At 72.3% G+C, this 22,960-nt stretch carries 27 protein-coding genes; 17 read left to right on the forward strand and 10 right to left on the reverse strand.

Translation table 11 applies throughout. The features are described 5' to 3' along the window. Positions 1–112: 112 nt before the first annotated feature. Positions 113–541: a peptidoglycan DD-metalloendopeptidase family protein gene (locus CLV40_RS38670; RefSeq protein WP_281261707.1), complete on the reverse strand. Its 429-nt coding sequence runs from the start codon at positions 539–541 to the stop codon at positions 113–115. 57 nt (positions 542–598) lie between these two features. Between CLV40_RS38670 and CLV40_RS38675 the strand changes: the two genes are divergently transcribed. Then, positions 599–1,399 carry an RICIN domain-containing protein gene (locus CLV40_RS38675; protein ID WP_181043968.1) on the forward strand — a complete coding sequence of 267 codons (801 nt, stop codon included), beginning with the start codon at positions 599–601 and terminating at the stop codon, positions 1,397–1,399. On the opposite strand, the gene CLV40_RS36050 is transcribed toward CLV40_RS38675, so the two are convergent. Continuing rightward, positions 1,396–1,914: a ribonuclease FAU-1 family protein gene (locus tag CLV40_RS36050; protein WP_104483526.1), complete on the reverse strand. Its 519-nt coding sequence runs from the start codon at positions 1,912–1,914 to the stop codon at positions 1,396–1,398. The two genes, CLV40_RS38675 and CLV40_RS36050, sit on opposite strands and share 4 nt — an antisense overlap. A gap of 144 nt (positions 1,915–2,058) precedes the next feature. Beyond that, positions 2,059–2,628 (reverse strand): DUF402 domain-containing protein, encoded by a 570-nt coding sequence (locus CLV40_RS36055; RefSeq protein ID WP_104483527.1) that lies wholly within the window; start codon positions 2,626–2,628, stop codon positions 2,059–2,061. 129 nt (positions 2,629–2,757) lie between these two features. On the opposite strand from CLV40_RS36055, the gene CLV40_RS36060 reads away from it, so the two are divergent. Continuing rightward, positions 2,758–3,924 (forward strand): DUF5685 family protein, encoded by a 1,167-nt coding sequence (locus CLV40_RS36060; RefSeq protein ID WP_104483528.1) that lies wholly within the window; start codon positions 2,758–2,760, stop codon positions 3,922–3,924. Positions 3,925–4,168: 244 nt separating this feature from the next. After that, positions 4,169–6,328, forward strand: a complete 2,160-nt coding sequence (uvrB, locus tag CLV40_RS36065) for an excinuclease ABC subunit UvrB (protein WP_104483529.1) — start codon at positions 4,169–4,171, stop codon at positions 6,326–6,328. Between the two features lie 672 nt (positions 6,329–7,000). Here uvrB and CLV40_RS36070 read toward each other — a convergent pair. Further along, complete coding sequence (locus CLV40_RS36070; RefSeq protein ID WP_104483530.1) at positions 7,001–7,651, reverse strand: FMN-dependent NADH-azoreductase; 651 nt, start codon at positions 7,649–7,651, stop codon at positions 7,001–7,003. A 128-nt stretch (positions 7,652–7,779) separates the two neighbouring features. Here CLV40_RS36070 and CLV40_RS36075 point away from each other — a divergent pair, with 128 nt between their 5' ends. The 4 genes from CLV40_RS36075 (at position 7,780) to CLV40_RS36095 (ending at position 9,977) form a co-directional block, all read left to right on the forward strand. Further along, on the forward strand, positions 7,780–8,409 hold the full coding sequence (locus tag CLV40_RS36075; protein WP_104483531.1) for a hypothetical protein: 630 nt from the start codon (positions 7,780–7,782) through the stop codon (positions 8,407–8,409). Positions 8,410–8,562: 153 nt separating this feature from the next. Continuing rightward, a complete protein-coding gene (locus tag CLV40_RS36080; RefSeq protein ID WP_104483532.1) occupies positions 8,563–8,814 on the forward strand; it encodes a hypothetical protein in 252 nt (83 codons plus the stop codon). Next, positions 8,811–9,026 carry a sigma factor gene (locus tag CLV40_RS36085; RefSeq protein ID WP_104483533.1) on the forward strand — a complete coding sequence of 72 codons (216 nt, stop codon included), beginning with the start codon at positions 8,811–8,813 and terminating at the stop codon, positions 9,024–9,026. Before CLV40_RS36080 ends, CLV40_RS36085 begins: the two co-directional genes overlap by 4 nt. 483 nt (positions 9,027–9,509) lie before the next feature. After that, positions 9,510–9,977, forward strand: a complete 468-nt coding sequence (locus tag CLV40_RS36095) for a MarR family winged helix-turn-helix transcriptional regulator (RefSeq protein WP_245931809.1) — start codon at positions 9,510–9,512, stop codon at positions 9,975–9,977. 1 nt (position 9,978) lies between these two features. Here the strand turns inward: CLV40_RS36095 and CLV40_RS36100 are convergent, their stop codons facing one another. The 3 genes from CLV40_RS36100 to CLV40_RS38680 form a co-directional block, all read right to left on the reverse strand. Next, on the reverse strand, positions 9,979–11,190 hold the full coding sequence (locus CLV40_RS36100; RefSeq protein WP_104483551.1) for an MFS transporter: 1,212 nt from the start codon (positions 11,188–11,190) through the stop codon (positions 9,979–9,981). Positions 11,191–11,201: 11 nt separating this feature from the next. Continuing rightward, positions 11,202–11,687, reverse strand: coding sequence for an ArsR/SmtB family transcription factor (locus tag CLV40_RS36105; RefSeq protein ID WP_245931810.1), 486 nt, complete (start codon positions 11,685–11,687; stop codon positions 11,202–11,204). 141 nt (positions 11,688–11,828) lie between these two features. Then, entirely contained in the window at positions 11,829–11,987 is a 159-nt protein-coding gene (locus CLV40_RS38680; protein ID WP_181043969.1) for a hypothetical protein, read from the reverse strand. Between the two features lie 132 nt (positions 11,988–12,119). Here CLV40_RS38680 and CLV40_RS36110 point away from each other — a divergent pair, with 132 nt between their 5' ends. Both CLV40_RS36110 and CLV40_RS36115 read left to right on the forward strand, forming a co-directional pair. Next, complete coding sequence (locus CLV40_RS36110; RefSeq protein WP_104483537.1) at positions 12,120–12,944, forward strand: crotonase/enoyl-CoA hydratase family protein; 825 nt, start codon at positions 12,120–12,122, stop codon at positions 12,942–12,944. A gap of 73 nt (positions 12,945–13,017) precedes the next feature. After that, on the forward strand, positions 13,018–14,709 hold the full coding sequence (locus CLV40_RS36115) for an AMP-binding protein (RefSeq protein ID WP_181043970.1): 1,692 nt from the start codon (positions 13,018–13,020) through the stop codon (positions 14,707–14,709). On the opposite strand, the gene CLV40_RS36120 is transcribed toward CLV40_RS36115, so the two are convergent. After that, a complete protein-coding gene (locus CLV40_RS36120; protein ID WP_104483552.1) occupies positions 14,698–15,330 on the reverse strand; it encodes an SAM-dependent methyltransferase in 633 nt (210 codons plus the stop codon). The genes CLV40_RS36115 and CLV40_RS36120 overlap by 12 nt on opposite strands. A gap of 40 nt (positions 15,331–15,370) precedes the next feature. Continuing rightward, positions 15,371–16,783: an FAD-binding oxidoreductase gene (locus CLV40_RS36125; RefSeq protein WP_104483539.1), complete on the reverse strand. Its 1,413-nt coding sequence runs from the start codon at positions 16,781–16,783 to the stop codon at positions 15,371–15,373. A gap of 124 nt (positions 16,784–16,907) precedes the next feature. Between CLV40_RS36125 and CLV40_RS36130 the strand changes: the two genes are divergently transcribed. The 8 genes from CLV40_RS36130 to CLV40_RS36165 all read left to right on the forward strand — a co-directional run bounded on the left by CLV40_RS36130 (position 16,908) and on the right by CLV40_RS36165 (position 21,628). Then, entirely contained in the window at positions 16,908–17,462 is a 555-nt protein-coding gene (locus CLV40_RS36130) for a type 1 glutamine amidotransferase domain-containing protein (RefSeq protein ID WP_104483540.1), read from the forward strand. 87 nt (positions 17,463–17,549) lie between these two features. Then, a complete protein-coding gene (locus tag CLV40_RS36135) occupies positions 17,550–17,765 on the forward strand; it encodes a hypothetical protein (protein WP_104483541.1) in 216 nt (71 codons plus the stop codon). 85 nt (positions 17,766–17,850) lie between these two features. Then, positions 17,851–18,456, forward strand: coding sequence for a cardiolipin synthase ClsA (gene clsA / locus CLV40_RS36140; RefSeq protein ID WP_104483542.1), 606 nt, complete (start codon positions 17,851–17,853; stop codon positions 18,454–18,456). 82 nt (positions 18,457–18,538) lie between these two features. Continuing rightward, positions 18,539–18,916: a glycine cleavage system protein GcvH gene (gene gcvH, locus CLV40_RS36145; RefSeq protein WP_104483543.1), complete on the forward strand. Its 378-nt coding sequence runs from the start codon at positions 18,539–18,541 to the stop codon at positions 18,914–18,916. Positions 18,917–19,059: 143 nt separating this feature from the next. Beyond that, positions 19,060–19,512: a glycogen accumulation regulator GarA gene (garA, locus tag CLV40_RS36150; protein WP_104483544.1), complete on the forward strand. Its 453-nt coding sequence runs from the start codon at positions 19,060–19,062 to the stop codon at positions 19,510–19,512. An 8-nt stretch (positions 19,513–19,520) separates the two neighbouring features. Beyond that, positions 19,521–20,240, forward strand: coding sequence for a transcriptional regulator FtsR (gene ftsR / locus CLV40_RS36155; protein ID WP_104483545.1), 720 nt, complete (start codon positions 19,521–19,523; stop codon positions 20,238–20,240). A 152-nt stretch (positions 20,241–20,392) separates the two neighbouring features. Continuing rightward, on the forward strand, positions 20,393–20,866 hold the full coding sequence (locus CLV40_RS36160) for a bifunctional nuclease family protein (protein WP_018683607.1): 474 nt from the start codon (positions 20,393–20,395) through the stop codon (positions 20,864–20,866). Positions 20,867–21,061: 195 nt separating this feature from the next. Beyond that, positions 21,062–21,628 (forward strand): MerR family transcriptional regulator, encoded by a 567-nt coding sequence (locus CLV40_RS36165; protein ID WP_104483546.1) that lies wholly within the window; start codon positions 21,062–21,064, stop codon positions 21,626–21,628. Here CLV40_RS36165 and CLV40_RS36170 read toward each other — a convergent pair. Next, on the reverse strand, positions 21,625–22,896 hold the full coding sequence (locus CLV40_RS36170; protein WP_245931811.1) for an FAD-dependent monooxygenase: 1,272 nt from the start codon (positions 22,894–22,896) through the stop codon (positions 21,625–21,627). The genes CLV40_RS36165 and CLV40_RS36170 overlap by 4 nt on opposite strands. Positions 22,897–22,960 lie beyond the last annotated feature (64 nt).

Here is a 22,960-nt window from a genome sequence, read left to right on the forward strand (position 1 = left end):
CACCGGAGCTACCCGCGGGTGATCAAACGGAAAATGAGCAACTTCCCGGTCAAACGCGCACGACACCGACAACAACTCCGAAACAGCCGACCACCTCACTCGAACATCACCCTCACCCCGCCCAGCAAGACCCGACACCGCCGCCGACCAGCCGAAACCACCTAACCGACCGGCATTGGGTCTTGCCGTTGAAGACGGGCTTGATGCCCTTGTCGTCCTTGGTGACGGTGTAGTGCAGGTGCGGGTTGCCCTTGGCCTGGCCGGTGTCACCGACGTAGCCGAGCAACTGCCCCTGCTTGACCCTCTGGCCGTCCTTGACCTTCGGCTCGGCGGTCATGTGGAAGTAGTAGGTCTTGTAGCCGCCGCCCATGTCGATGGACACGCCCCAGCCCTGCCGGTCGCCCCACTTGGCCTCGATCACCTTGCCCGCTGTGTACGCGTGCAGCAGGCACCTCTCGATCCCGAGGGCATCCGCAGTGTCGCGGAGTTCATGGCGGCGATGCGGGAACTGAGACAACGCTCTGGTTTGACCCTCAGGCAACTGGAAAGCGCTGCTCGGGCGCGGGGAGCCGTACTCGCCCGCAGCACCGTGGCCGACATGCTCCGGCGTCCCGTGCTGCCCCGGGCGGAACAGGTCGGCACGTTCCTGCGGGCGTGCGGCGAGGAACCGCGGTTGGCGGCGTGGATGAAGACCTACGAACGCCTCGCGGTCGGCCCGCTGCCAGTGGTCCCCGCGGAACCGGAAAGCGCTCCGGAACCTCTGCCCGTCGAGGCGCCGCGTGGGCGCGCCAAGCGCCTCTTCGCGTTGGGCGGGGTCGGGTGTGTGTTGGCGGCGGGGGCCATCTACGCGTTGTCGCCGGGAGAAACCGAAGGCGGTACGGGAAAACCGGCGGGGCCGGTGCCGACCCAACCCGTGTTGGCCGTGTCCCAGGCGGATTTCTGGGTGGTCATCCACCCGTTCTCCACGCCGGACCTATGCGTCACCGCGGGCCACGACCGCGCGCAGCGGTACGGGAGCGAGGTCGTGGTCCAGGACTCGTGCGCCGCGCCCGGCCCGCGCACGCTGCTGAAACCCGCCCACGGCGACCTGGTCCACATCGAGTGGGAGCACCCCGTCGAAAAGGTGTTGGGGTGCTTGACCGTCATCAACGTCAAGGACGGGCGACTGCTGGAGCCCCAGGACTCCTGCTCGGCCAACCGGCGGGAGCAGCTGTTCCGCGTCGAGCGCTTCGCCGTCGAGTCGAACGACTACCGGGTGCGCCAAGCCGACAGCGGGGACTGCGTCGCCGTCGACGGCACCGGGAACGGCGCCGGGATCACCCTGCGGCCGTGCGCCGACCAGGCCGACCAGCGTTTCCTGGTCACCCCCGACGGCGCGAGCACCGCGCCGACCTCCTAGAACGGCGGCCAGACCTCGAACACGTGCTTGTACGCCAGCCACGACGACAGGTCGTGCCGGAAGCGGCTCAGCTCCTCCAGCGTCTGGTGCACCGTGCACAGCGCCAGGTCCGCGTCGCCGACCCGCAGCACCCGACCGGCCACCGCCGCCGCGAACTCCTCCGACCGCACGATCCGCGCCGTCGTCCCGCCGGGGGCGGCGAGCCCGAGCAGCAGGTCGGTCGTGCGCCAGGTCCGGCCGTCGCGCAGAACCCGCACCGCGGTGAGCACGCTCGGCCCGCCGCGCGCGTGCCGCGACCGGGGGCGCGACTGGGTCAGGCGCAGGTTGAGCTGGGGGAGCAGCCAGGTGACCTCGGAGTCGTAGAACGGGTCCTCCGGTGTGGGGCACTCCATGCGCAACCCCCACCGCTCCACCTGGCAGGTCCGCAACGCGCGGGTCATGCCGGAGGAGTAGCTGCGTACCGCCGTCACCGTGTCGACGATGTCGACCAGCTGGGGAGTGATCGTCGTGCCCACGCGGCCAGAGCGTAGTCGCGGAGGTGCGCTCCGTGATCTTCGGGGTCGATTCGTTATGTAACGAGTCGTGCGCTCTCCGATATCTTTCCGGCGAACGCGGCCACGAACCCCTGACGGACAGTTGACCTCACACCCGGTCCGCCACTAGTGGGTTTCCCACGGCACGGGGATTCCCGCGCTGGTCAGCCACGCGTCGACGTCGTACCCCGCGCGCGCCACGGCGTCCACCACCGCGTACGCGCGCTCCATCGCCCGCCGCGCCGCCGAGACGTCGAGCAGTCCCGCGCGCAGCGCCGCCAGCAGCTCGTCCGAGTCCTCCACCCGCAGGTCGCGGCCGGTGCGCACGAGCACGTCCAGGTACAGGTCGACGGTCATCCACACCCCGCCGCCCGCGCCGCTCACGTCCACTACGTCGATGTAGTAGTCGTGCCCGAGGTCGACCCCCGGCCTGCCCCGCCACTTCGACACCCGCAGGCCCGCGTCCGGCAACACCAGCGACTCGAAGTGGGCGATCCGCGCGTGTCCCTCGACCGGGCGGGACATGTACAGGCCGTGGTCGTGGACCCGGAACACGTCGACCCGCCGCACGTACCCCTTCGGGTCCGTGTTCGTCATCGCCGCCGGGTCGAACAGCTCCACCTTGGGCGGGTGGACCTCGTGCGCGAGCTCGTGACCGCGGGCCGGGGGCACCGGGATGGCGTGGTTCGGCAGCATGCCGCCATCGTGCCCACGACCCCCGGTCACAGCACAGACCTTTTGGCTGATTTTCTACCCCCGTACGGGTGACGCGCGACTAAGCTCCCGCCCCGGTCGGGGTACGCGTCGTCGGAAGGTCAGCCAGCGTTGTTCGGGATCATTAGGCCTTGTCGCCACCGCCTGTCGCCCACTCTGCAGACGTCGTGGATGGCGCACCTGTGCGGGCTCTGCCTCGCGCTGCGCGACGACCACGGCCACCTCGCGCGCACCGTGACCAACTACGACGGTCTGGTCATCTCCGCGCTCGTAGAGGCGCAGTCCCCGACGGTCGGCGGTCGCCGCATCGCCGGGCCCTGCCCGCTGCGCGGCATGCGGTCCGCGCCGGTCGCCGAGGGGGCGGGCGCCAAGCTGGCCGCCGCGGTGTCCCTGGTGCTCGCCTCCGCCAAGGTCCGCGACCACGTCGCCGACCGCGACGGCGCCTTCGCCCGCGCCCCGATCGCGGGCGTGGCCCGCCGGGTCGCCAAGCGCTGGGCGGGCCAGGGCGCGCGCACCGGGGAGGGCGTCGGGTTCGCCACCGCGGTCCTGCTCGACGCCGTCGACCGCCAGTCCGAGCTGGAGTCCGGCCTGCCGTCGGGCTCGTCGGTCCTGCTGGCCACCGAGCCGACGGAGACCGCGACCGCCGCCGCCTTCGCGCACACCGCGGTGCTCTCCGGTCGACCGGGCAACGTCGCGCCGCTGACCGAGGCCGGGCGCCTCTTCGGTCGCGTCGCGCACCTGCTCGACGCCGTGGAGGACCTCGACGACGACGCCGCGGCGGGCGCGTGGAACCCGCTCGCGGCCACCGCGACCCCGCTCACCGAGGCCCGCAGGCTCTGCGACGACGCCGTGTTCGGCGTCAAGCTGGCCCTCAAGGAAGCCGAGTTCGCCGACGACGGCCTAGTGCACGCGCTGCTCGTCCACGAGTTGTCCGCCGCGGTCACCCGCACCTTCGGCCACCGGCAGGCGGGCACCCCCCACGGCCACCGCCACCCCGGCCAGCCCCCGCACCAGCAGCCCCCCAACCCCAACCAGCCGCCGAAGCCGGAACCGCCCCGCTGGGGCAAGCGCCGCAGCGGCCCCGCCGGCTGCGGTGTGGCCCTCGTCCTCTGCTGCACCTGCCAGTACTGCTGCGCCGACCCCTACCACGACCCGTGGACCGGCGAACCCAAGTCCGGCTGGTGCAGCAACTGCGACTGCGGCAGCTGCGACTGCTGCAGCGGCTGCGACGGTTGCGACGGCTGCTGCTGCGACGGGTGTTGCTGCGACTGCGGCTGACGCCCTGTGGTTCACCCGCCTGAGCGACAGGAGTTGTCCACAGGCAAGATCGACTCAAGCCCTTTTCCCTGATCAAGCCGGTAGAATGGCGAAAGTGGAGGCCCCCGTGGTGGGTGGGCCTTGTGGTGGGTGGGCCTTGTGGTGGGTGGGCCTTGTGGTGGGTGGGCCGCCAGGGCTGCCGGCTCGCGAGGGGGCTGTGGACAGCTCGTCCGGGATTGTCGGGGGGCGGGCGTAGCCTCAGGGCGTGGCCTTTCCGACCGAGCACCCCGTGTTGGCGCACTCCGAGCACCGTCCCGTCGGCGACATCCCCCGTGCCGACGGGAAGTTCCGCATGGCCGCGGACTACCAGCCCGCGGGCGACCAGCCCGCCGCCATCGACGAGCTGGAGCGGCGGGTCCGCGCGGGCGAGGAGGACGTCGTCCTGCTCGGCGCCACCGGCACCGGCAAGTCGGCCACCACCGCGTGGCTGATCGAGCGGGTCCAGCGCCCCACGCTGGTCATGGCGCCCAACAAGACCCTCGCCGCCCAGCTGGCCAACGAGCTGCGCGACTTCTTCCCCGACAACGCGGTCGAGTACTTCGTCAGCTACTACGACTACTACCAGCCCGAGGCGTACATCCCGCAGACCGACACCTACATCGAGAAGGACTCGTCGATCAACGACGACGTCGAGCGGCTGCGCCACTCGGCGACGATGAGCCTGCTCTCCCGCCGCGACGTGATCGTGGTGGCCTCGGTGTCCTGCATCTACGGCCTCGGCACCCCGCAGTCCTACGTGGACCGCTCGATCGGCCTCAAGACCGGCGAGGAGCTCGACCGCGACCTGTTCCTGCGCGCCCTGGTCGACGTGCAGTACGCGCGCAACGACATCGCCTTCGCGCGCGGCACCTTCCGGGTCCGCGGCGACACGGTGGAGATCATCCCGGCGTACGAGGAACTGGCCATCCGCATCGAGTTCTTCGGCGACGAGATCGACAAGCTGTACTACCTGCACCCGCTCACCGGCGACATCGTCCGCGAGTGCCAGGAGCTGCGGATCTTCCCCGCCACCCACTACACGGCCGGGCCCGAGCGGATGGAACGCGCCATCGTCGGCATCGAGGCCGAGCTGGAGGAGCGGCTGGCCGAGCTGGAGCGGCAGGGCAAGCTGCTGGAGGCGCAGCGGCTGCGCATGCGCACCGCGTACGACATCGAGATGATGCGCCAGGTCGGGTTCTGCTCCGGCATCGAGAACTACTCCCGGCACATCGACGGCCGCGGCGCGGGCACCGCCCCCGCCACCCTGATCGACTACTTCCCGGACGACTTCCTGCTGGTCATCGACGAGTCGCACGTGACGGTCCCGCAGATCGGCGGCATGTACGAGGGCGACATGTCCCGCAAGCGCAACCTCGTCGAGCACGGCTTCCGGCTGCCCAGCGCGGTCGACAACCGGCCGCTGACCTGGGAGGAGTTCACCCAGCGCATCGGCCAGACGGTGTACCTGTCGGCCACCCCCGGCCCGTACGAGATGGGGCAGGCGGGCGGCGAGTTCGTCGAGCAGGTCATCCGGCCCACCGGCCTGATCGACCCGGAGGTCGTCATCAAGCCGACCGAGGGCCAGATCGACGACCTGGTCCACGAGATCCGCGTCCGCGCCGAGCGCGACGAGCGGGTCCTGGTCACCACGCTGACCAAGAAGATGGCCGAGGACCTCACCGACTACCTGCTCGAACTCGGCGTCCGCGTGCGCTACCTGCACTCCGAGGTGGACACCCTGCGCCGCATCGAGCTGCTGCGCCAGCTGCGCGCGGGCGACTACGACGTGCTGATCGGCATCAACCTGCTGCGCGAGGGCCTCGACCTGCCGGAGGTGTCGCTCGTCGCCATCCTCGACGCGGACAAGGAGGGCTTCCTGCGCAGCGGCACCTCGCTGATCCAGACCATCGGCCGCGCGGCCCGCAACGTGTCCGGCCAGGTCCACATGTACGCGGACAAGATCACCGACTCGATGCGGCACGCCATCGACGAGACCGACCGGCGGCGCGCCAAGCAGACCGCGTACAACACCGAACGCGGCATCGACCCGCAGCCGCTGCGCAAGAAGATCGCCGACATCCTCGACCGCGTCTACACCGAGGCCGAGGACAGCGGCGACGCGGTCCCCATCGGCGGCTCGGGCCGCAACACCTCCCGGGGCAAGCGCGCCACCGGCGAACCGGGCCGCAGCGCGGGCGTCGTCGCCGCCGACCGCGACGTCAAGTCCATGCCGCGCGCCGAACTGGCGGACCTGGTCCAGCAGCTGACCGACCAGATGATGAACGCCGCCCGCGACCTCCAGTTCGAACTGGCCGCCCGCCTCCGCGACGAGATCCACGACCTCAAACGCGAACTGCGCGGCATGGACGCCGCCGGGATCGGCTGACCGACACCGCTCCGGGCGTTGGTGGGCAACCGCCCACCAACGCCCGGAGTCATCGCGCTACCCGCGCTACCGCATCGCGCCGCGCTGTCGACGCGGTGCCCGAGACCCTGGCACACGGCACCTCGCCTTGATGTTCCTGTCCTGCCACCCGGTTCTCCCGCGTCGCCCTGACCCCGCGCCTGCTCGGTGGAAGCCCGGAGTCCACACCGTGGTCTTCGCGGTGCGGTCGTCCTGCCCGTTGGGCGGTCCGAATCGTGTCGAACGGCAGGTCGGTCGACTCGCCGCTGGGCCTGCTGCCCGCTCAGTCCCTCGACCACACACCGGATCCTGAGCATCGCGGACAGGACTGGCCGCGCGACCCGACCGCGCCACACACGCATCGGCGCGCAGTCGACCGCACCCGGTGATCAAGGCGCGCGGCGTTTCCGGACAGGTCTGGTCGCGACAACCACCGCCCGACGCGGCCATGCGCACATCAACAGCGGAATCGTCGTCGCCGGCCGTTTCCTCGCCGACGACCCGCGCACCTCACCCGGCATACCGCCGATCGTTCAGCGGCCCGCATACCCGTGCCGCTCCGTCGGCAGTGCGCGACAGCGGTGACTTCCCGACCGCCGCGTTGTGTCCGCGTCCGGGGATGTCGAAACCCTTGCCATGCCAGGTGGTCTGCGGTCAGGCGACCCTGGCGCGGTCGGCGAAGGCGCGACCGGTGGTGGCGGCCAGGTCGTGCGCGGCGGCCGTCGACTGCTTGGCCAGCGGGACCAGGTCCGCCATCGCCGGGTTCACCTCGGCCAGCGTCAGCTCCGCGGCCACCACCGACACCTCCGCCCCCAGCACGTCCTGGAAGATCCGCACCAGCCACGGCGTCGCGTGGTCCCACCCCTCGCGCGGGGTGCCGGGGCCGTAGCCGCCGCCGCGGGCGATCACCAGGGCCAGCGGCTTGCCCGTCAGCGGCGCGCTGCCCGGTGCGAACCGCGGGTCCGTGATCAGCAGGTCCACCCACGCCTTCACGTGCTGCGACACGCCGAAGTTGTACAGCGACGTCGCGACCACGATCGAGTCCGCCGCGGCCAGCTCGTCCGCCACCGCCGTCGCCAGCGCGATGGCCGACCGCTGGGCCCCGGTCCGCTCCCGCTCACCCAACGCCCGCCCGGCCAGCGAGTTGGCCCAGGCGCCGCCGCCGATGTGGCCGTCGGCGAGGTCGCGGCGCACCACCCGGCCGCCGGGCACCGCGCCCCGCCATCCGTCGACCACGGTGTCCGCCACCGCCCGGCTGACCGACCCTTCGACGCGAATCGAGCTGTCGACGCGCAGCAAAGTCATGGCATCCCCTCAAGGAAAGTCTTCAATCCAGATCGTCTGTACTACAGACTATCTTCCACGCAGACCACCGCGCCGTCCAGGGGAAAACCGGCAGCGCGGGTCCCGGGAGATGCACAACACTCGCCGCCATGACCACAATGCGGCCTGTCCTGCAGGTTTACCCACCTGGCGGCTTCGATCTGTGGTCGGTCGTCAAGTCCGAGGATGGACACCTGGAACTCGGCGGCGACCTGACACCCGCCGAGGTCGGAACGGCGATGATGCGGTTCATCGGCTACAACGACGTCGAACCCCAGGACAGCCGCACCCGCCCCTCTGACCCACTCGGGTCGTACCTGTACGGCATCCTCGCCCTCAACCCCGCCTCCGCCGTGGCACCAGGCGGCCTCCGGGCAGTCAGCCCCACCGGCGTCGTGTTCACCCCGGGCTGCTGCTCAAGCACCGACGCCTGGCGCGGCCTGCGCCACGTCGTCGAGGGGACCGGCTGGGCCGACTTCGGCCACGACCCCAGCCCGCACGCCGAACGCCACGGCGACCTCATCCGCCTGACCACCGACACGGAAACCGACGACAGCCCGACGATCGACCTACCGATCGCCGAATGCCGCCACCTGCTCACCCAAGTAGCGCGCGATCTCACCGCCTTCCACGCCTTGGCCGCGAAGTGGCTCACCCACCACCTGCCCGCCCACGCCGACCACATCGCCACCGCCCTCGCACTGGCCCTGGATCTCGAGCCGACGTCAACGGTCGATTGACCGGGCCGTGATCGCTTGGGGCGGGCACCGGCGCGCCGCCGACCGCGCCCGCCAGGGCCTGGACCGGTGTTCCCGCCGGACCCGCGGTGCGGCCGGACGAAACCGCGTCGACTCGCGACATACCTGTCGAACGTGCCCGCAGGAAGGAACTCGATGAACGAGTCGGTGGACAACGCCCGCCCCAGCGATCCGGCGCCCAGCTGCGCTCGGCTGAGCCAACTACCCGGGGTGATCGTGCAGGTCAACGGTCAGGTGGCGCTCGCGCGTCAGCGGCACCACACGATGTCGGCGGTGGCCGCCACGTTCGCGGTCGGCGATCGGATCGCCCACGTGTCGGTCAGCGAGCGCGACGGCAGCCGGTGGTCGATCACCATCGGCGCGCTCCCGGAGCACGTCGAGCGGTGACCGATGAGGAACGGACGAAGCGAGATCCGGCGCAGGCACGCCGGGCCTTCTTCCACGAGCACGCCGGGTTGGTCAAACAGATGATTCGCAACCGGGTCGCCGACTCCAAGGCGGCCGAGGACATCGCCCAGGAGGCATGGGCCGCGTTCTTCCGCGGGTACGACGTCCACATCGAGGCACGGAAACCGCCGCGCTGCTGGCCACGATCGTGAACCGTCGAGTGGCCGACTGGTATCGCAAGTCTCCCCCCGAAAAGTGTGCCGGGGCGGAGACCGTCCAGGACCACTTGGACCGGCAACTCGGTGACCGGCTCGCCGACCGGGTTGAGCGCGAGGCGGTGCTCCGGCTCGACGTCACGAGGATCCTGTCGACACTCGACCCCGCCAGCGAGAGGCCTTCCACCTGCGCGCGAACTGCTCCGTGATTCACCCCTGCTCGACGTGTACCGCACCGTCGTCCGGAAGGAGAGCCGGAAGTGAGCGAGGACCGCGAAGTCCGAGCCGACTCCGTCGCCTGCGGCATGAGGTCGGCCGGTGGTTCGGCCGCGATCACGCGGACCGCGGGAAACCGGTCGCGAAGCAGCGCGGGAGGCGGCGGTAGTGCCGCGGGCTCCGCCGCCTGGTGGGTGAGTGCCAGGGTGCGAGGCGTGTCATCGTGGTGGGTCGGGTGGGTGGTCGCGGGCGTAAACTGTGGTGGTGCACCCTTCCGCCGCCGTTGAAGCCGATCTCGGCTGGGCGCTGGGGGCTGTCTTCCGGGGCTACGTGCGGGCCGCCGAGCGCGTGTTGGCCGGGGTGCCCGGTGGGCCCCGCGGGTACCAGGTCCTGACCTCCGCCGTCCTCGGCGAGGCCCGCAGTCAACAGACGTTGGCGCACCGCCTGGGCATGGACAAGACCGTCATGACCTACCTGATCGACGATCTCGAGCGCGCCGGGCTCGTCGAGCGGCGTCCCGATCCGGCCGACCGGCGCGCCCGGCTCCTGTCGGCCACCGAGCACGGGGGAGAGCGGTACGCGGAGGTCGTCGAGGCGTTGCGGCGGGTCGAGGACGAGGTTCTCGCGCCCTTGGCCGCGCGGGAGCGGGCGACCCTCAGGGAGTTGTTGCGCAAGCTGGCGACGAACGCGCCCGCCGACTCGGTCTGCGTGGAACCGGACGCGACCTGCTGAACTACGCGGTGACCGGCTGGTCCAGGCGGCGGAGAGCCCGGATGCTGGGGGTCGCGGAAGCCCCCGTGGTGGCCACCACGACCAGGATGGCCAGTGCCGTCAGCGTTGCCGCCGTGCCGAAGTGGTTGGCCAGCGGTCCGACCGCGATCTCCCCGATCGGGATGGCCACGAACGACCCCACCGCGTCGTAGGAGTAGACCCGGGCGAGGCGGTCCTGGGGGATGTTCTCCTGCAACGAGACGTCCCAGGCGATGCCGAACTGCTCGATCGCCATCCCGCCCAGGAACATGATGACCAGCAGCAGCACGACCTCCGGCGCGTGCGCCAGGACCAGCAGCGGGACGGCCTCGACGCCCACCAGCGCCGTCCCGTACAGCAGCGCCCGCCGCGGCTGCCAGCGGCTGGCCACGACCCCGCCGACGAGCGCCCCGATGGTCTGCGCGCCCAGGATGAAACCCCACGCCAGCCTGCCGAACGTGGCGTCCGCGATGGACGGTCCGAGCACCTGGATGCCGCCCACCACCGCCGCGTTGACGACCATGAACGCCACCACGACCGACCACAGCCACGTGCGCGACGCGAACTCCGACCACCCGACCCGCAGGTCCTTCAGCGGCCGGGTGGGCTCGGACGCCGCGATCTCCGGCGCGTCGACCCGCGCGTAGAAGAACGCCGCGAGCAGGAACACCACCGCCGTGCCCACCATGGCCCAGCCGGGGCCGCGCAAGGCCGCCAGCATGCCGCCCAGCGAGGCGCCCGCGATCATCGCCGTGTTGGTCCCCACTCGCGCCAGGGCGTTGGCCTGGCGGAGCAGGGACGGCGGCACGGTCTGCGGTGTCAGCGCCGAGGCGGCGGGCAACGACGCGGCCGAGACCGCGCCGTTGACCACGCTCAGCACGATGAGCAGCGGCACCGAGGCGAACCCCAGGAGCACCGCCGCCGCCGCGGCCGCCTGGGAGGCGGCCGCGGCCAGGCTCGCGCCCTGCAGGATGACCCCGCGGGGCAGCCGGTCGGCCAGGACGCCGCCCAGCAGCAGGAGCGCCACGTTGGTGATCGAGCGCGCGCCGACCACCAGTCCGAGCATCGCGACCGAGCCGGTCAGGTCCAGCACCGCGAACGCCAGCGCGACCGGCGCGACGGCGTTGGCGGTGTAGGTGGTGACCCGACCGAGGACGAGACGGCGGAACATGGGCTCGCGCAGCGGGACGAACATCCCGGCCGAGGTCACCGGCAGTCCATCTCGAACATCGAGATGGTGGTGCTGACCCGGACCGTGCCCGGGGTGCGCGGCGGTTGGGCCGCGTCGTGCAACCGCAGGCTCAGGCTCCGGACGTGTTCCACCAGGTCCTGCCACACCTGCGGGTCGACCCACAGCTCGGCGTCGGTCAACGTCTCGGACGGCCCGCGCTTGCGCTGCGCGGTCCGCGTCCCGAGCCCGGCGGCCAGCGCCCTGGCCAGCATCGTCTCCTCGTCCGGGCCGCGCGGCGCGGCGACCGCGGGCGGGTCGTGGCGGTAGCGCTTGGCGATCCCGCCGCGGATCGCCACCTCCTCGACGATCCCGACCAACCCGGCATCAGCGAGCTTGCGCAGGTGGTAGCTGATGTTGGGTTGGCTGTCGCCGAGCTCCCTGGCCACCTCGGCCGCGCTCATCGCGCGATCGGTGACCAAGGACAGAATTCGCATCCGCAGCGGGTGCGCGAGCGCGCGCATCCCGTGCAAGGTCGAGCGTGAATCCCCCATGTCCATACAGCGAGTCTCTGAATGCGGACCAACCGTGTCAAATGGCTTGGCACCGCGCGCGGGGACGCCGCGGGGATGGGAGCGCTGCCGCACGCCGGGGGCGTGGCGGGCTCAGTTGGCGCGGGCCCGGCGCCGTCCGCCCTGGCTGGGCTGTGCGGGCGGGGTCGGCGTCCCGGCCTCCTCCGCCTTGGCCTCGGCCGCCGCGCTCTCGGTCATCTCGCGCAGCAACTCGTCGAAGATCGGCGTGGACATCACGCTCTGGTCCGCCATCTGCTCTCCCTTGCTACCCGGCTGGCGAGGAACCTACCCCGGTCACCCGCCCGATCCGGGCAACGCGGGGCCACACGATCGGGGGAACCGGGCCGCACCAGGCCATCGGTTACCCACAAGTAATATCACGGTATGACCGAGGAACTGGTGTCGCTGGACGTGCGGATCGCCGATTTCGTGGCGGAGGTGACGCTGCTGGGCCCCGGCAAGGGCAACGCGCTCGGCCCGGATTTCTGGCGCGAGTTGCCGGAGGTGTTCGCCGACCTCGACGCCGACCCGGAGGTGCGCGCGATCGTGCTGACCGGCAGCGGCGCGCACTTCTCGTACGGCCTCGACCTGCCCGCCATGATGCCGTCCTGGGGTGAGCTGCTGGAGGACCGCGCGCTCGCCGCCCCGCGCACCCGCTTCCTCGACCAGGTCCGCGCACTGCAACACGCCGTCACCGCCGTGGCAGCCTGCCGCAAGCCCGTGATCGCCGCGGTCAGCGGCTGGTGCATCGGCGGCGGCCTGGACGTGGTCGCCGCCGCCGACATCCGGTACGCGAGCGCCGACGCCAAGTTCAGCCTGCGCGAGGTCAAGGTCGCCATCGTCGCCGACCTCGGCAGCCTCCAGCGCCTCGCGGGCGTCATCGGCGAGGGCCACCTGCGCGAGCTGGCGTTCACCGGCCGCGACATCGACGCCGAGCGCGCCCTGCGCATCGGGCTCGTCAACGACGTGCACCCGGACCGGGACGCGGTCCTCGCCGCCGCGCGCGCCACCGCCGCCGAGATCGCCGTGAACCCGCCGCTGGTCGTGCAGGGCACCAAGGACGTCCTCGGCCACGAGCGCGAGCGCCGGGTCGCCGAGGGACTGCGCTACGTCTCCGCGTGGAACGCCGCCTTCCTGCCCAGCGACGACCTCGGCGAGGCCGTGCGGGCGTTCCTGGAGCGCAGGCCGCCGGAGTTCCGCGGCCGGTAGGCGCGGGGGGCTGGCGGCGTGATCGCCGGTGGGGCAGGCTCGGACCACCGCCGACCCACGAGGGGGACCGCACGTGAGTGCCGAGGCCACCGCCGCCTTCCGAGCCGCCCGCGACTTCCTGGTCGAGTACGGCGACGACTACGGGGCCGCCCGCGACGGCTTCGAGTGGCCCCGGTTCGCCACCTTCAACTGGGCGCTGGACTGGTTCGACGCGGTCGCCGCCGAGTCGCCGACGGCCGAGCGCGTCGCGCTGTGGATCGTCGAGGAGGACGGCGCCGAGCGGCGCTGGACCTACGCCGAGTTGTCCCGCCGCTCGGCGCGGGTCGCCAACTGGCTGCGCGGTCTCGGCGTGGCGCGCGGCGACCGGCTGGTCCTGATGCTGGGCAACCAGGGCGAGCTGTGGGAGACGATCCTGGCCGCGATCAAGCTGGGCGCGGTGATCATCCCGGCGTCCACCCTGCTCGCCCCCGCCGACCTGCGGGACCGGGTCGAGCGCGGCAACGCCCGGCACGTCGTGGCCCGCTCCGCCGACACCGCCAAGTTCGACGACGTCCCCGGCGACTACACGCGCGTCGCCGTCGGCGACCCCGTCGACGGCTGGGTCGCCTACACCGACGCCGACCAGGCCTCGGACGAGTACACCCCCGACGCCGTCACCCACGCGGGCGACTCGCTGCTGCTCTACTTCACCTCCGGCACCACCGCCCGCCCCAAGCTGGTGCGCCACACCCACGTCTCCTACCCGGTCGGCCACCTGTCCACGATGTACTGGATCGGCCTGCGCCCCGGCGACGTCCACCTCAACATCTCCTCGCCCGGCTGGGCGAAACACGCGTGGAGCAACGTCTTCGCCCCCTGGAACGCCGAGGCGACCGTCTTCGTCCACAACTACGCGCGCTTCGACGCCGCCGCGCTCATGTCCGTGATGGACCGGTGCGGCGTCACCAGCTTCTGCGCCCCGCCCACGGTCTGGCGGATGCTGATCCAGTCCGACCTGAGCGCGCTGAAGACCCCGCCGCGGATCGCCGTCGGCGCGGGCGAACCGCTCAACCCCGAGGTGATCGAGCGCGTCGCCGAGGGGTGGGGCGTGACCCTCCGCGACGGCTTCGGCCAGACCGAGACCAGCGTGCTCGTCGCCAACACCCCCGGCCAACCCGTGCGGCCCGGCTCGATGGGCAGGCCGCTGCCGGGGTTCACCGTGGTGCTGGTCGACCCGGTCACCGGCGAGCCCGCCGACGAGGGCGAGATCGCCGTCGACCTGGCGGACGAGCCCGTCGGCCTGCTGACCGGCTACGCCGACGACCCGGAGCGCACCGCCGAGGTCACCCGCGGCGGCCGCTACCACACCGGCGACGTCGGCTCCCGCGACGCCGACGGCTACCTCACCTACGTGGGCCGCGCCGACGACGTCTTCAAGGCCTCGGACTACCGCATCTCCCCGTTCGAGTTGGAGAGCGTCCTCCTCGAGCACCCGGCCGTCGCCGAGGCCGCCGTGGTGCCCTCGCCCGACCCGCTGCGGCTGGCCGTGCCCAAGGCGTACGTGGTGCTCGCCGCGGGCCACGAGCCGACCGCCGCGACCGCGCGCGACATCCTCGCCTTCGCCCGCGCGCACCTGGCCCCCTACAAGCGGATCCGCCGCCTGGAGTTCGCCGAGTTGCCCAAGACGATCTCCGGCAAGATCCGCCGCGTCGACCTGCGCGCCCGGGCGGCCGAACCGTCCGGCGGCGAGCACCGCGAAGAGGACTTCCCCGACCTACGGGGCTGACCGGCGCAGCTTCAGCACGTTGTCCGCGCGGGTGCCGTGCTCGCCGTCGGGCCCGTGCGCGGGCGACTCGACGGTCTCCTGCACCTCGACCAGCCAGCCGTCCGGCAGTGCCAGCGACTCCAGCACCTCGGCCGTCGTCGGCAGGTGGAAGTCGTGCGGTTCCTGCCACGACGGCCAGCCCTCGTGCCCGACGATCAGCAGCACCCCGCCCGGCGCGACCAGCTCGGCGGCGCGGCGCAGAGCGTCCGCGCGCTCGGTGCCGTGCGCGACGGGGGAGTGGAAGTACTGCGCGGACACCAGGTCGTACGCACCGTCCGGGAAGGACTCGGCCAGGTCGTGCCGCTCGAACCGGATCGCCTCGGCCACCCCCGCCTCCGCGGCGTGCCGGGCGGCGCGGGCCAGCGCGGTCGCGGACACGTCCACCGCGGTCACCCGCCAGCCGCGCCGGGCCAGCCACACCGCGTCGCCGCCCTCGGCGCAGCCGATGTCCAGCGCCCGACCGGCGGGCTCGTCCTCGACCTCGCGCACGAGCAGCCGGTTGGGGTTGCCGGACCAGACCTGGTCGCGCTGGCCGTAGAACTCCTCCCAGAACTCCGTCGTGCCCTGGTCGGTGTCCGGCATCTGCCGCCGCGCCGAGTGGTCGTGGTGGTGCGGGTGGGTTTCAGTCACGAACCGATGATGCGACCGGGTCGGCCGGGTGCGCGAGTTCTCTTGCCGAATCGGCAACACCGACCAGGACCCCGGGGTTCAGCAGCCCGGTCGGGTCCCACGCCCGCTTGATCGCCGCGAACAGCTCTCGCTCCGGCGCGGACCGGGTCAGCCCCAGCCACGGCGCCTTGGCCACCCCGATCCCGTGCTCGGCCGAGATCGTCCCGCCGCGCCGCGCGACCGCCGCCAGCACGCGCCCGACCAGGTCCGCCTCCGCCTCCGGCGCCACCCCCACGACGTTGACGTGGAAGTTCCCCTCCGCGAGGTGCCCGAACAGCACCAGCCGCGCGCCCGGCGCCGCCTCCGCCACGACCGCGCGCACGTCCCGCTCGAACTCCGCCGCGCGCCCCGGCGGCACGCCGACGTCCAGCTTGACCGGCGGGCCCAGCGCGTTGATCGCCTCCGCGTGCGCCTCCCGGTGCGTCCACAGCACCCGCCGCGCCGCCTCGTCCACCGCCAACGCCGAGTCCCGCAGCCCGGCCAGGCCCGCCACCACCTCGCCCAGGGCCTCGGTCGGGTCCGCGTCGGCCGCGCACTCCACCAGCAGGTACACCGGGTGCGCGACCGCGAACGGCGGCGCCACCCGGCGGTGCGCGCACACCAGGCGCAGGCCGTCGTCGAAGAACACCTCGACCGAGGTCAGCGACGGCAGCGCGCGCAACGCCCCGATGGCCGCGACGGCGTCCTCGGTGCGGTCGAAGGCCAGCGTCGCGGTGGCCCGTTCGGCGAGCGCGGGCACCAGCCGCAGCCGCGCCGACGTGATCACCGCCAGCGTGCCCTCGCTGCCCACCAGCGCGCCCGCCAGGTCGTAGCCGGTGCTGTCCTTGGGCAGACCGTGCGGGCCGACCACCCGGCCGTCGGCCAACCGCGCCTCGACCGCGACCACCTGCTCCCGCATCGCGCCCCAGCGCAACACCTTCAGCCCGCCCGCGTTGGTCGCCACCATCCCGCCCACGGTCGCGCTGTCCCGCGACGCGATGTCGACGGCGAAGTCCATGCCCGCCGCTCGCGCGTGAGCCGTCAGCGCCGCCAGCGTGACCCCCGCGCCCGCCGTCACCTGACGGGTCACCGGGTCGACCGGCCCCAACTCCGCCAGCCGGGTCGTGCTGAGCACGACCTCGCCGCGGTAAGGGATCCCGCCGCCGACCAGACCCGTGTTGCCACCCTGGGGCACCACGGCCGCACCCAGTTCGCGGCACACCGCCAACACCCGCGAGACCTCGTCGCCGTTCGCGGGCCGGACCACCGGGCCCGCCGCGCCGCGGAAGCGACCGGTCCAGTCCACCGCGTGGCCCGCGACGACGTCCGGGTCGGTCAGCACGTGCGCCGCCCCCACCACCCCGGACAACCGACCGACCAGTCCCACGCCAGTCTCCCTTCAGCGGCACCTGCTGCACTTCGACGGTATCGCCCGGGTCGGGACACGGCCCGTGATTGAGATCGGTGGAGATGGGCACACCTCTGGAGTACCCGAGTGGAAGGAATCCGACATGGCAGCGCTCACCGGCCGCAAGATCGCGTTCTTGGTCGCACCGGAGGGCATCGAGCAGGTCGAGTTGACCGAGCCGTGGAAGTCCGTCGAGCAGGCGGGCGGGCAACCGGAACTGGTGTCGACGGAGGAGGGCGAGGTGCGGGCGTTCAACCACCTCGACCCCGCCGACACCTTCCCGGTCGACCGCGTCGCCGACGCGGTGTCCGCGGCCGACTACGACGGGCTGGTGCTGCCCGGTGGCGTGGCGAACCCCGATTTCCTGCGCACCGACCCCGGTGCCGTCGCGTTCGCCAAGTCGTTCTTCGACGCCGCCAAGCCGGTCGCCGCGATCTGCCACGCCCCGTGGACCCTCGTCGAGGCCGACGTGGTCCGCAGCAGGCGCGTCACGTCGTGGCCCAGCCTGCGGACCGACCTGCGCAACGCGGGCGCGGACTGGGTCGACGAGCAGCTCGTCGTCGACCGCGGCGAAGGCGTTTCCACCCTGCTCACCAGCCGCAAGCCCGACGACCTGCCCGCGTTCTGCGAGGCCTTGGTCGACGAGTTCGCGCACTGACCTCCAACGGAATCGCACCCGTTTCCCGCTGGGGAACGGCTAACGAGGCCCGTCGTCTCGCCGACGTCCGGATCGGAGGTAACGACCATGAGCACCGAAACCGTGAGAAACGACACCGGCTCCACCCCCACCCTGCCCACCGCCCCGTGCAGCGTGGTGTGGAGCCAGGGACACGCGTTCGTCCTCGAGTACACCGGCGGCGGCGCGCACTGGGTCGGCTTCGACGCCTTCGGGCGGCCCCGGTCGATGACCCCGGCCGCGCTGGAGCGCCAAGGCTGGTCCACGCACCGCCTAGCGAGCTAGTCACCCGGGTGGCGGCGCCCGACTGGGGGACAGTGGGGCGCCGCGCCCGCAAGACCGCGACCTGGGGTGTCCTAGGCTTCCCGGCATGGCTGACCCCGCGCGCGTAGAAGAGCTGCCCGATCGCGTGTGGACGATCCCCAACGCGCTGAGCGTCCTGCGCCTGGCCGGTGTGCCGCTGTTCCTGTACCTGCTGCTGGGCCCCGAGGCCGACGGCTGGGCACTGGCCGTGCTGATGTTCAGCGGCCTCAGCGACTGGCTCGACGGCAAGATCGCCCGCTGGCTGAACCAGATGAGCAGGTTGGGCGCGCTGCTCGACCCCGCCGCCGACCGGCTCTACACGCTGGCCACCATCGTCGCCTTCGTGCTGCGCGACATAGTGCCGTGGTGGGTCGCCGCCCTGCTCATCGGCCGCGACCTGCTGGTCGCCGGGTGCCTGCTGCGGCTGCGCCGGGCCGGGTTCGCCCCGCCCGAGGTCACCTACGTCGGCAAGGCCGCCACGTTCAACCTGATGTACGCCTTCCCGCTGCTGCTCTTCGCCCAGGGCGGATCCGACTTCGCCACCGTCGTGCGGCCCGTCGCGTACGCCTTCGTGGTCTGGGGCGGACTGCTGTTCCTGTGGTCCGGACTGCTCTACGTGGTGCAGACGCGGGCGGCTCTGCGACTGCCCGCGCCGGTGCCCGTCCAGGGGTAGGTCGAGCCCCCTAAGCTCTGCGCCACCGTGATCGGCACCGGCCGGTCGCAATCGGCGCCGGTCGGCGAAAGAGGGCAGGCGAGTGATCCCCGAAGAACTCCGCTACACCGACGAGCACGCGTGGGTGGCGACCAAGACCGACGTGCTCGTCCGGGTCGGCGTCACCGAGTACGCCCAGCAGCAGTACGGCGAGGTCGCGGCCGTGCGGCTACCCGAGGTCGGCGACCGGGTCGAGGTCGGCGCCGCGGTCGGCGAGGTCGACGCGGACGACACCGCCGACCTGTACGCGCCGGTGTCCGGCGAGGTCGTGGCCGTCAACGACGCCGTGGCCGAGCAGGCCGACCTGCTCAACTCCGACCCGTACGGCGAGGGCTGGCTCTACGAGGTCGAGGTCGACGACCCCGACGCGCTGGAGGCCCTGCTCGACGCGGACGCATACCAGTCGATCACCGCGGCGTGAGCGCGCCGCGCCGAACGTGAGACGATCTTCCTCCGCGCCGCCCCGCGCGGTCCGCCGCAGGGGGGACCACCGGTCCGGCGCCTGATCGCGCACGGTACGTTGGCAACTGTTCAGCGGAAATGACCAGCAGGAGGAGAGCTCAGGTGAGCACCAACGACGGGCCCGGCGTCCCGCCGGAGCAGTCTCCGGAGCGGACTTCGGTCTTCCGGGCCGACTTCCTCACCGAGGGCGGCGGCGAACCCGCCCCCGCCCCGGAACCCGCGGTCGCGGGCGTCGACGCCCTCCCGACCGGATCGGCGCTGCTGGTCGTCAAGCGCGGCCCGAACGCGGGGTCGCGCTTCCTGCTCGACCGCGACACCACCAGCGCGGGCAGGCACCCCGACAGCGACATCTTCCTCGACGACGTCACCGTCTCCCGCCGCCACGCGGAGTTCCGCCGCGAGGGCGGGGAGTTCGTGGTGATCGACGTGGGCAGCCTCAACGGCACCTACGTCAACCGGGAGCCGGTCGACCAGGCCGTGCTCGCGGGCGGCGACGAGGTGCAGATCGGCAAGTTCCGCCTGGTGTTCCTCACCGGCCCCGGCGCGGGGGCCTAGGGACTGCCGTGACGGCTGCCGGTCGGCCCGAGCGTGCCGGGCTGAGCATCGGCGCGGTGCTGGCGCACCTGAGGCCGGAGTTCCCGGACGTGACCATCTCCAAGATCCGCTTCCTGGAGGCGGAGGGGCTGGTCAGCCCGGATCGCACGCCGTCGGGCTACCGGCGGTTCACCGAGGCGGACGTGGCGCGCCTGCGCTTCGTACTCGCGGCGCAGCGCGACCACTACCTGCCGCTGAAGGTGATCAAGGAGCAGTTGGACCGCCCGGGCGGCCCGCCGCGGGAGGTCGCCGCGGTGGCCCGCCCGCTGCGCGGCCTGCCCCCGGTGCCCGCCGAACCACCTGCGGACCCGGACGGGCGGGTCGCGCTCAGCCGCGCCGACCTGCTCGACCGCGCGGGCATCGGCGCGGACACCCTGCTCGACCTGGAGCAGTACGGGCTCCTGCGGGCCCGCCCCGACGGCGCGTTCGACCCGGACGCGGTCGCCGTCGCGCGCACCGCCGCGGGCCTGGCCGAGTACGGCATCGAGGCCCGGCACCTGCGGGCCTTCCGGGCCGCCGCGGACCGCGAGGTCGGCCTGGTCGAACAGGTCGTGGCGCCCCTGTACCGGCAGCGCGACCCCGCCGCCCGGGCCCGCGCCGACGAGATCGCGGACGACCTGGCCGCCCTGGCGCTGACCCTGCACTCACTACTCGTGCGCGCCGGTCTGCGCGGGGTCACCGGCCGCTAGTCCGGTGGTCGCCGGGGCGCCCATTGTGATCTGATCACGATCTGGATAGGCGGGCGTGGGGGCCGGATGGCGGGTAGCGTCGATGTAGGCGATGAGCGATCCTCGAGGGGACGGGACGCCGAGGCCCCAGCGAGCGGAGGGAGGCGAGCCCGATGAGCGAGATGCGCGTCGTGGGAGTACGGGTGGAGTTGCCCGGCAACCAGCCGATCTTGTTGCTGCGTGAGACCGAGGGAGAGCGGTACCTGCCGATCTGGATCGGATCGGTGGAGGCGACCGCCATCGCCCTCGAGCAACAGGGCGTGCGGCCCGCCCGACCGCTGACCCACGACCTGCTCAAGGACGTGATCGGCGCGCTCGGCCGCGAACTGGAGCAGGTCCGGATCACCGACCTGCGCGAGGGCACCTTCTTCGCCGAGCTGGTCTTCGACGGCGACGTGCGGGTCTCCGCCCGGCCCAGCGACTCGGTCGCGCTCGCGCTGCGCGTCGGGGTGCCCATCCACGCCGAGGACGCCGTGCTGCAGGAGGCCGGGTTGATCATCCCGGACGAGCAGGAGGACGAGGTCGAGAAGTTCCGGGAGTTCCTGGACTCGGTCTCGCCGGAGGACTTCCGCGGCGCGGACACGTAACCGGCCCCGCGCCACCCGCGCGTCGCGTTGACCTCCCCGCGCGCCCGTCTTACCGTCAGGGACGAGCGGATCGCCCGGTCGTCACTCCCGTGACGGGAGCGGCGGGGGGTCGGTGCGCTCGGCCGACGGTTCCCCAGAGCGGAACGGGCGGTCTCGTTCGCCGGCCTGTGGGTGGCCGGACGAGGGGAGGCAGGCGTGTTCGAGGAAGGTCCCGTCGGGGCTGGTACTCCAGAGCAGGGTGAGCTGTTCCCGGACGCCTCGCTGCCGGACGAGCTCGTCGGCTACCGGGGTCCCGCCGCGTGCCAGATCGCCGGGATCACCTACCGGCAGTTGGACTACTGGGCCCGCACCGGGCTGGTCGTGCCCACCGTCCGCAGCGCCCAGGGTTCGGGGTCGCAGCGGCTCTACTCGTTCAAGGACGTCCTGGTCCTCAAGGTCGTCAAGCGGCTGCTGGACACCGGGGTGTCGCTGCAGAACATCCGCGTCGCGGTCGACCACCTGCGCAGACGCGGCGTCCGCGACCTCGCGCACATCACCCTGTTCAGCGACGGCACCACGGTCTACGAGTGCTCGTCGCCGGAGGAGGTCGTCGACCTGCTGCAGGGCGGCCAGGGCGTGTTCGGCATCGCCGTCAGCGGCGCCATCCGCGAGATCACCGGCACCATCCACGAGTTCCCCGCCGAACGCGCCGACGGCGTCGAGATCCCCCCGCCCGCCGACGACGAACTCACCCAGCGCCGCAAGGCCCGCAACGCGGGCTAGCCCGCCGTCGAACGACCGACACCCAGCGGGGCGGGGCTCGCGGGGAGTCGCCAGTCGCCACCGCGATCGTCCGTCGACCAGCGGGCGACCAGGTCGGGGACGCGCAAGAAGCACGCCAGTGCGGTGACCGCCTGGAAGGCGTTGACCGCGAACCGGGACACCGGCAAGCCCAGGCGCAGCAGGCGCGGATTCACCTCGGCCTGGATCTCGTCGACGAAGGGCCGCAGCGCGGTGTCGTAGTTCGCCAGCGCGGTCGGCAGGTCGTCCGGGCACCGGTTGATCTCGGCGGCCAGCACGTGGGCGCCGACCAAGCCGCCGGAGACCCCCATGCCGCTGTAGGGGGAGGCGCAGTGCGCGGCGTCCCCGACCAAGACCACGCGGCCCCGCGACCAGGTGTCGGTACGCACCTGCACGACCTCCTGGGAGTAGAAGAACGGGCTGCTCCGCATGCCCTCGACGAAGCGCTCCGTCTGCCACCCGGCGCCGCGGAACCTGCCCGCCCAGAACTCCCGCTGCCGCTCGACCGGCGCCCGGTGGATCGCCGACGCCGCCTCGGACTCCTCGCGCAGCACGAAGTAGACCTGGGTCTCGGCCGGGCTGTGGCTGCGGCGCATGATCTGGCGGCCGCCCGGCACCAGGTAGGTGTCCCGGATGTCACCGTCGGACTCGACGCGCGGGACGAACCAGTACGCCATGTGGATGCCGAGCCGCCGGTACGGGTCCGAGCCCGCGGGCAGGATCGCCCGGCGGATGCGCGAGCCCTGCCCGTCGGCGCCGATCAGCAGGTCGAAGGTGCCGGACGTGCCGTCGGAGAAGCGCGCGACGACCTCGCGCTCGTCCTGCTCGAACCCCTCGACGCCCTTGCCGAAGACGTACTCGACGTCGTGCCTGGTCGCGTCGTTGAGGATGCGGACCAGGTCGCCGCGCATGATCTCGTACTCCGACGTCAGCGTCTGGCGGCCCCGCCCGGAGGTGTTGGCCATGATCGTCGCCTTGGCCTTGCCCCGGGCGTCGACGAAGGCGACACCCTTCTCGTCCACCAGCTTGGCCCGGACGTCGTCGAGCAACCCCATCCGCCGGACGGCCTCGATGCCCTGACCCCGCAGGTCGACCTGGGCGCCGGTGGCCCGCAGCGCGGGGGAGCGTTCGACGGCGGTCACCCGGTGCCCGCCCCGGGCGAGCCAGAAGGCCACCGCCTGCCCCGCGATCCCGCCGCCCGCGACGAGGACCCGCAGAGATGTCGTACCCGAAACCCCCGGCATGCTCATCACCCCAAAATCTATCAGTGAAAGGTTCTTCTCCAGGGTCACCTATCAGCGATAGGTTGTCAAC

Source organism: Actinokineospora auranticolor (assembly GCF_002934265.1).
In the GTDB taxonomy this organism is placed as follows: Bacteria; Actinomycetota; Actinomycetes; order Mycobacteriales; family Pseudonocardiaceae; genus Actinokineospora; species Actinokineospora auranticolor.

What these genes read in the sequence shown, in the direction of transcription:
- CLV40_RS36100 (WP_104483551.1), bottom strand. Translation starts at nt 11,190, where the DNA reads ATGTTCGTCCCGCTGCGCGAGCCCATGTTCCGCCGTCTCGTCCTCGGT.
- clsA (WP_104483542.1), top strand. Translation starts at nt 17,851, where the DNA reads ATGGCTGACCCCGCGCGCGTAGAAGAGCTGCCCGATCGCGTGTGGACG.
- CLV40_RS36170 (WP_245931811.1), bottom strand. Translation starts at nt 22,896, where the DNA reads ATGAGCATGCCGGGGGTTTCGGGTACGACATCTCTGCGGGTCCTCGTC.
- CLV40_RS36055 (WP_104483527.1), bottom strand. Translation starts at nt 2,628, where the DNA reads ATGCTGCCGAACCACGCCATCCCGGTGCCCCCGGCCCGCGGTCACGAG.
- CLV40_RS36110 (WP_104483537.1), top strand. Translation starts at nt 12,120, where the DNA reads ATGACCGAGGAACTGGTGTCGCTGGACGTGCGGATCGCCGATTTCGTG.
- CLV40_RS36160 (WP_018683607.1), top strand. Translation starts at nt 20,393, where the DNA reads ATGAGCGAGATGCGCGTCGTGGGAGTACGGGTGGAGTTGCCCGGCAAC.
- CLV40_RS36080 (WP_104483532.1), top strand. Translation starts at nt 8,563, where the DNA reads ATGAACGAGTCGGTGGACAACGCCCGCCCCAGCGATCCGGCGCCCAGC.
- CLV40_RS36120 (WP_104483552.1), bottom strand. Translation starts at nt 15,330, where the DNA reads ATGCCGGACACCGACCAGGGCACGACGGAGTTCTGGGAGGAGTTCTAC.
- CLV40_RS36135 (WP_104483541.1), top strand. Translation starts at nt 17,550, where the DNA reads ATGAGCACCGAAACCGTGAGAAACGACACCGGCTCCACCCCCACCCTG.
- CLV40_RS36070 (WP_104483530.1), bottom strand. Translation starts at nt 7,651, where the DNA reads ATGACTTTGCTGCGCGTCGACAGCTCGATTCGCGTCGAAGGGTCGGTC.
- CLV40_RS38680 (WP_181043969.1), bottom strand. Translation starts at nt 11,987, where the DNA reads ATGGCGGACCAGAGCGTGATGTCCACGCCGATCTTCGACGAGTTGCTG.
- CLV40_RS36130 (WP_104483540.1), top strand. Translation starts at nt 16,908, where the DNA reads ATGGCAGCGCTCACCGGCCGCAAGATCGCGTTCTTGGTCGCACCGGAG.
- CLV40_RS36105 (WP_245931810.1), bottom strand. Translation starts at nt 11,687, where the DNA reads ATGCGCGCGCTCGCGCACCCGCTGCGGATGCGAATTCTGTCCTTGGTC.
- CLV40_RS36075 (WP_104483531.1), top strand. Translation starts at nt 7,780, where the DNA reads ATGACCACAATGCGGCCTGTCCTGCAGGTTTACCCACCTGGCGGCTTC.
- CLV40_RS38675 (WP_181043968.1), top strand. Translation starts at nt 599, where the DNA reads ATGCTCCGGCGTCCCGTGCTGCCCCGGGCGGAACAGGTCGGCACGTTC.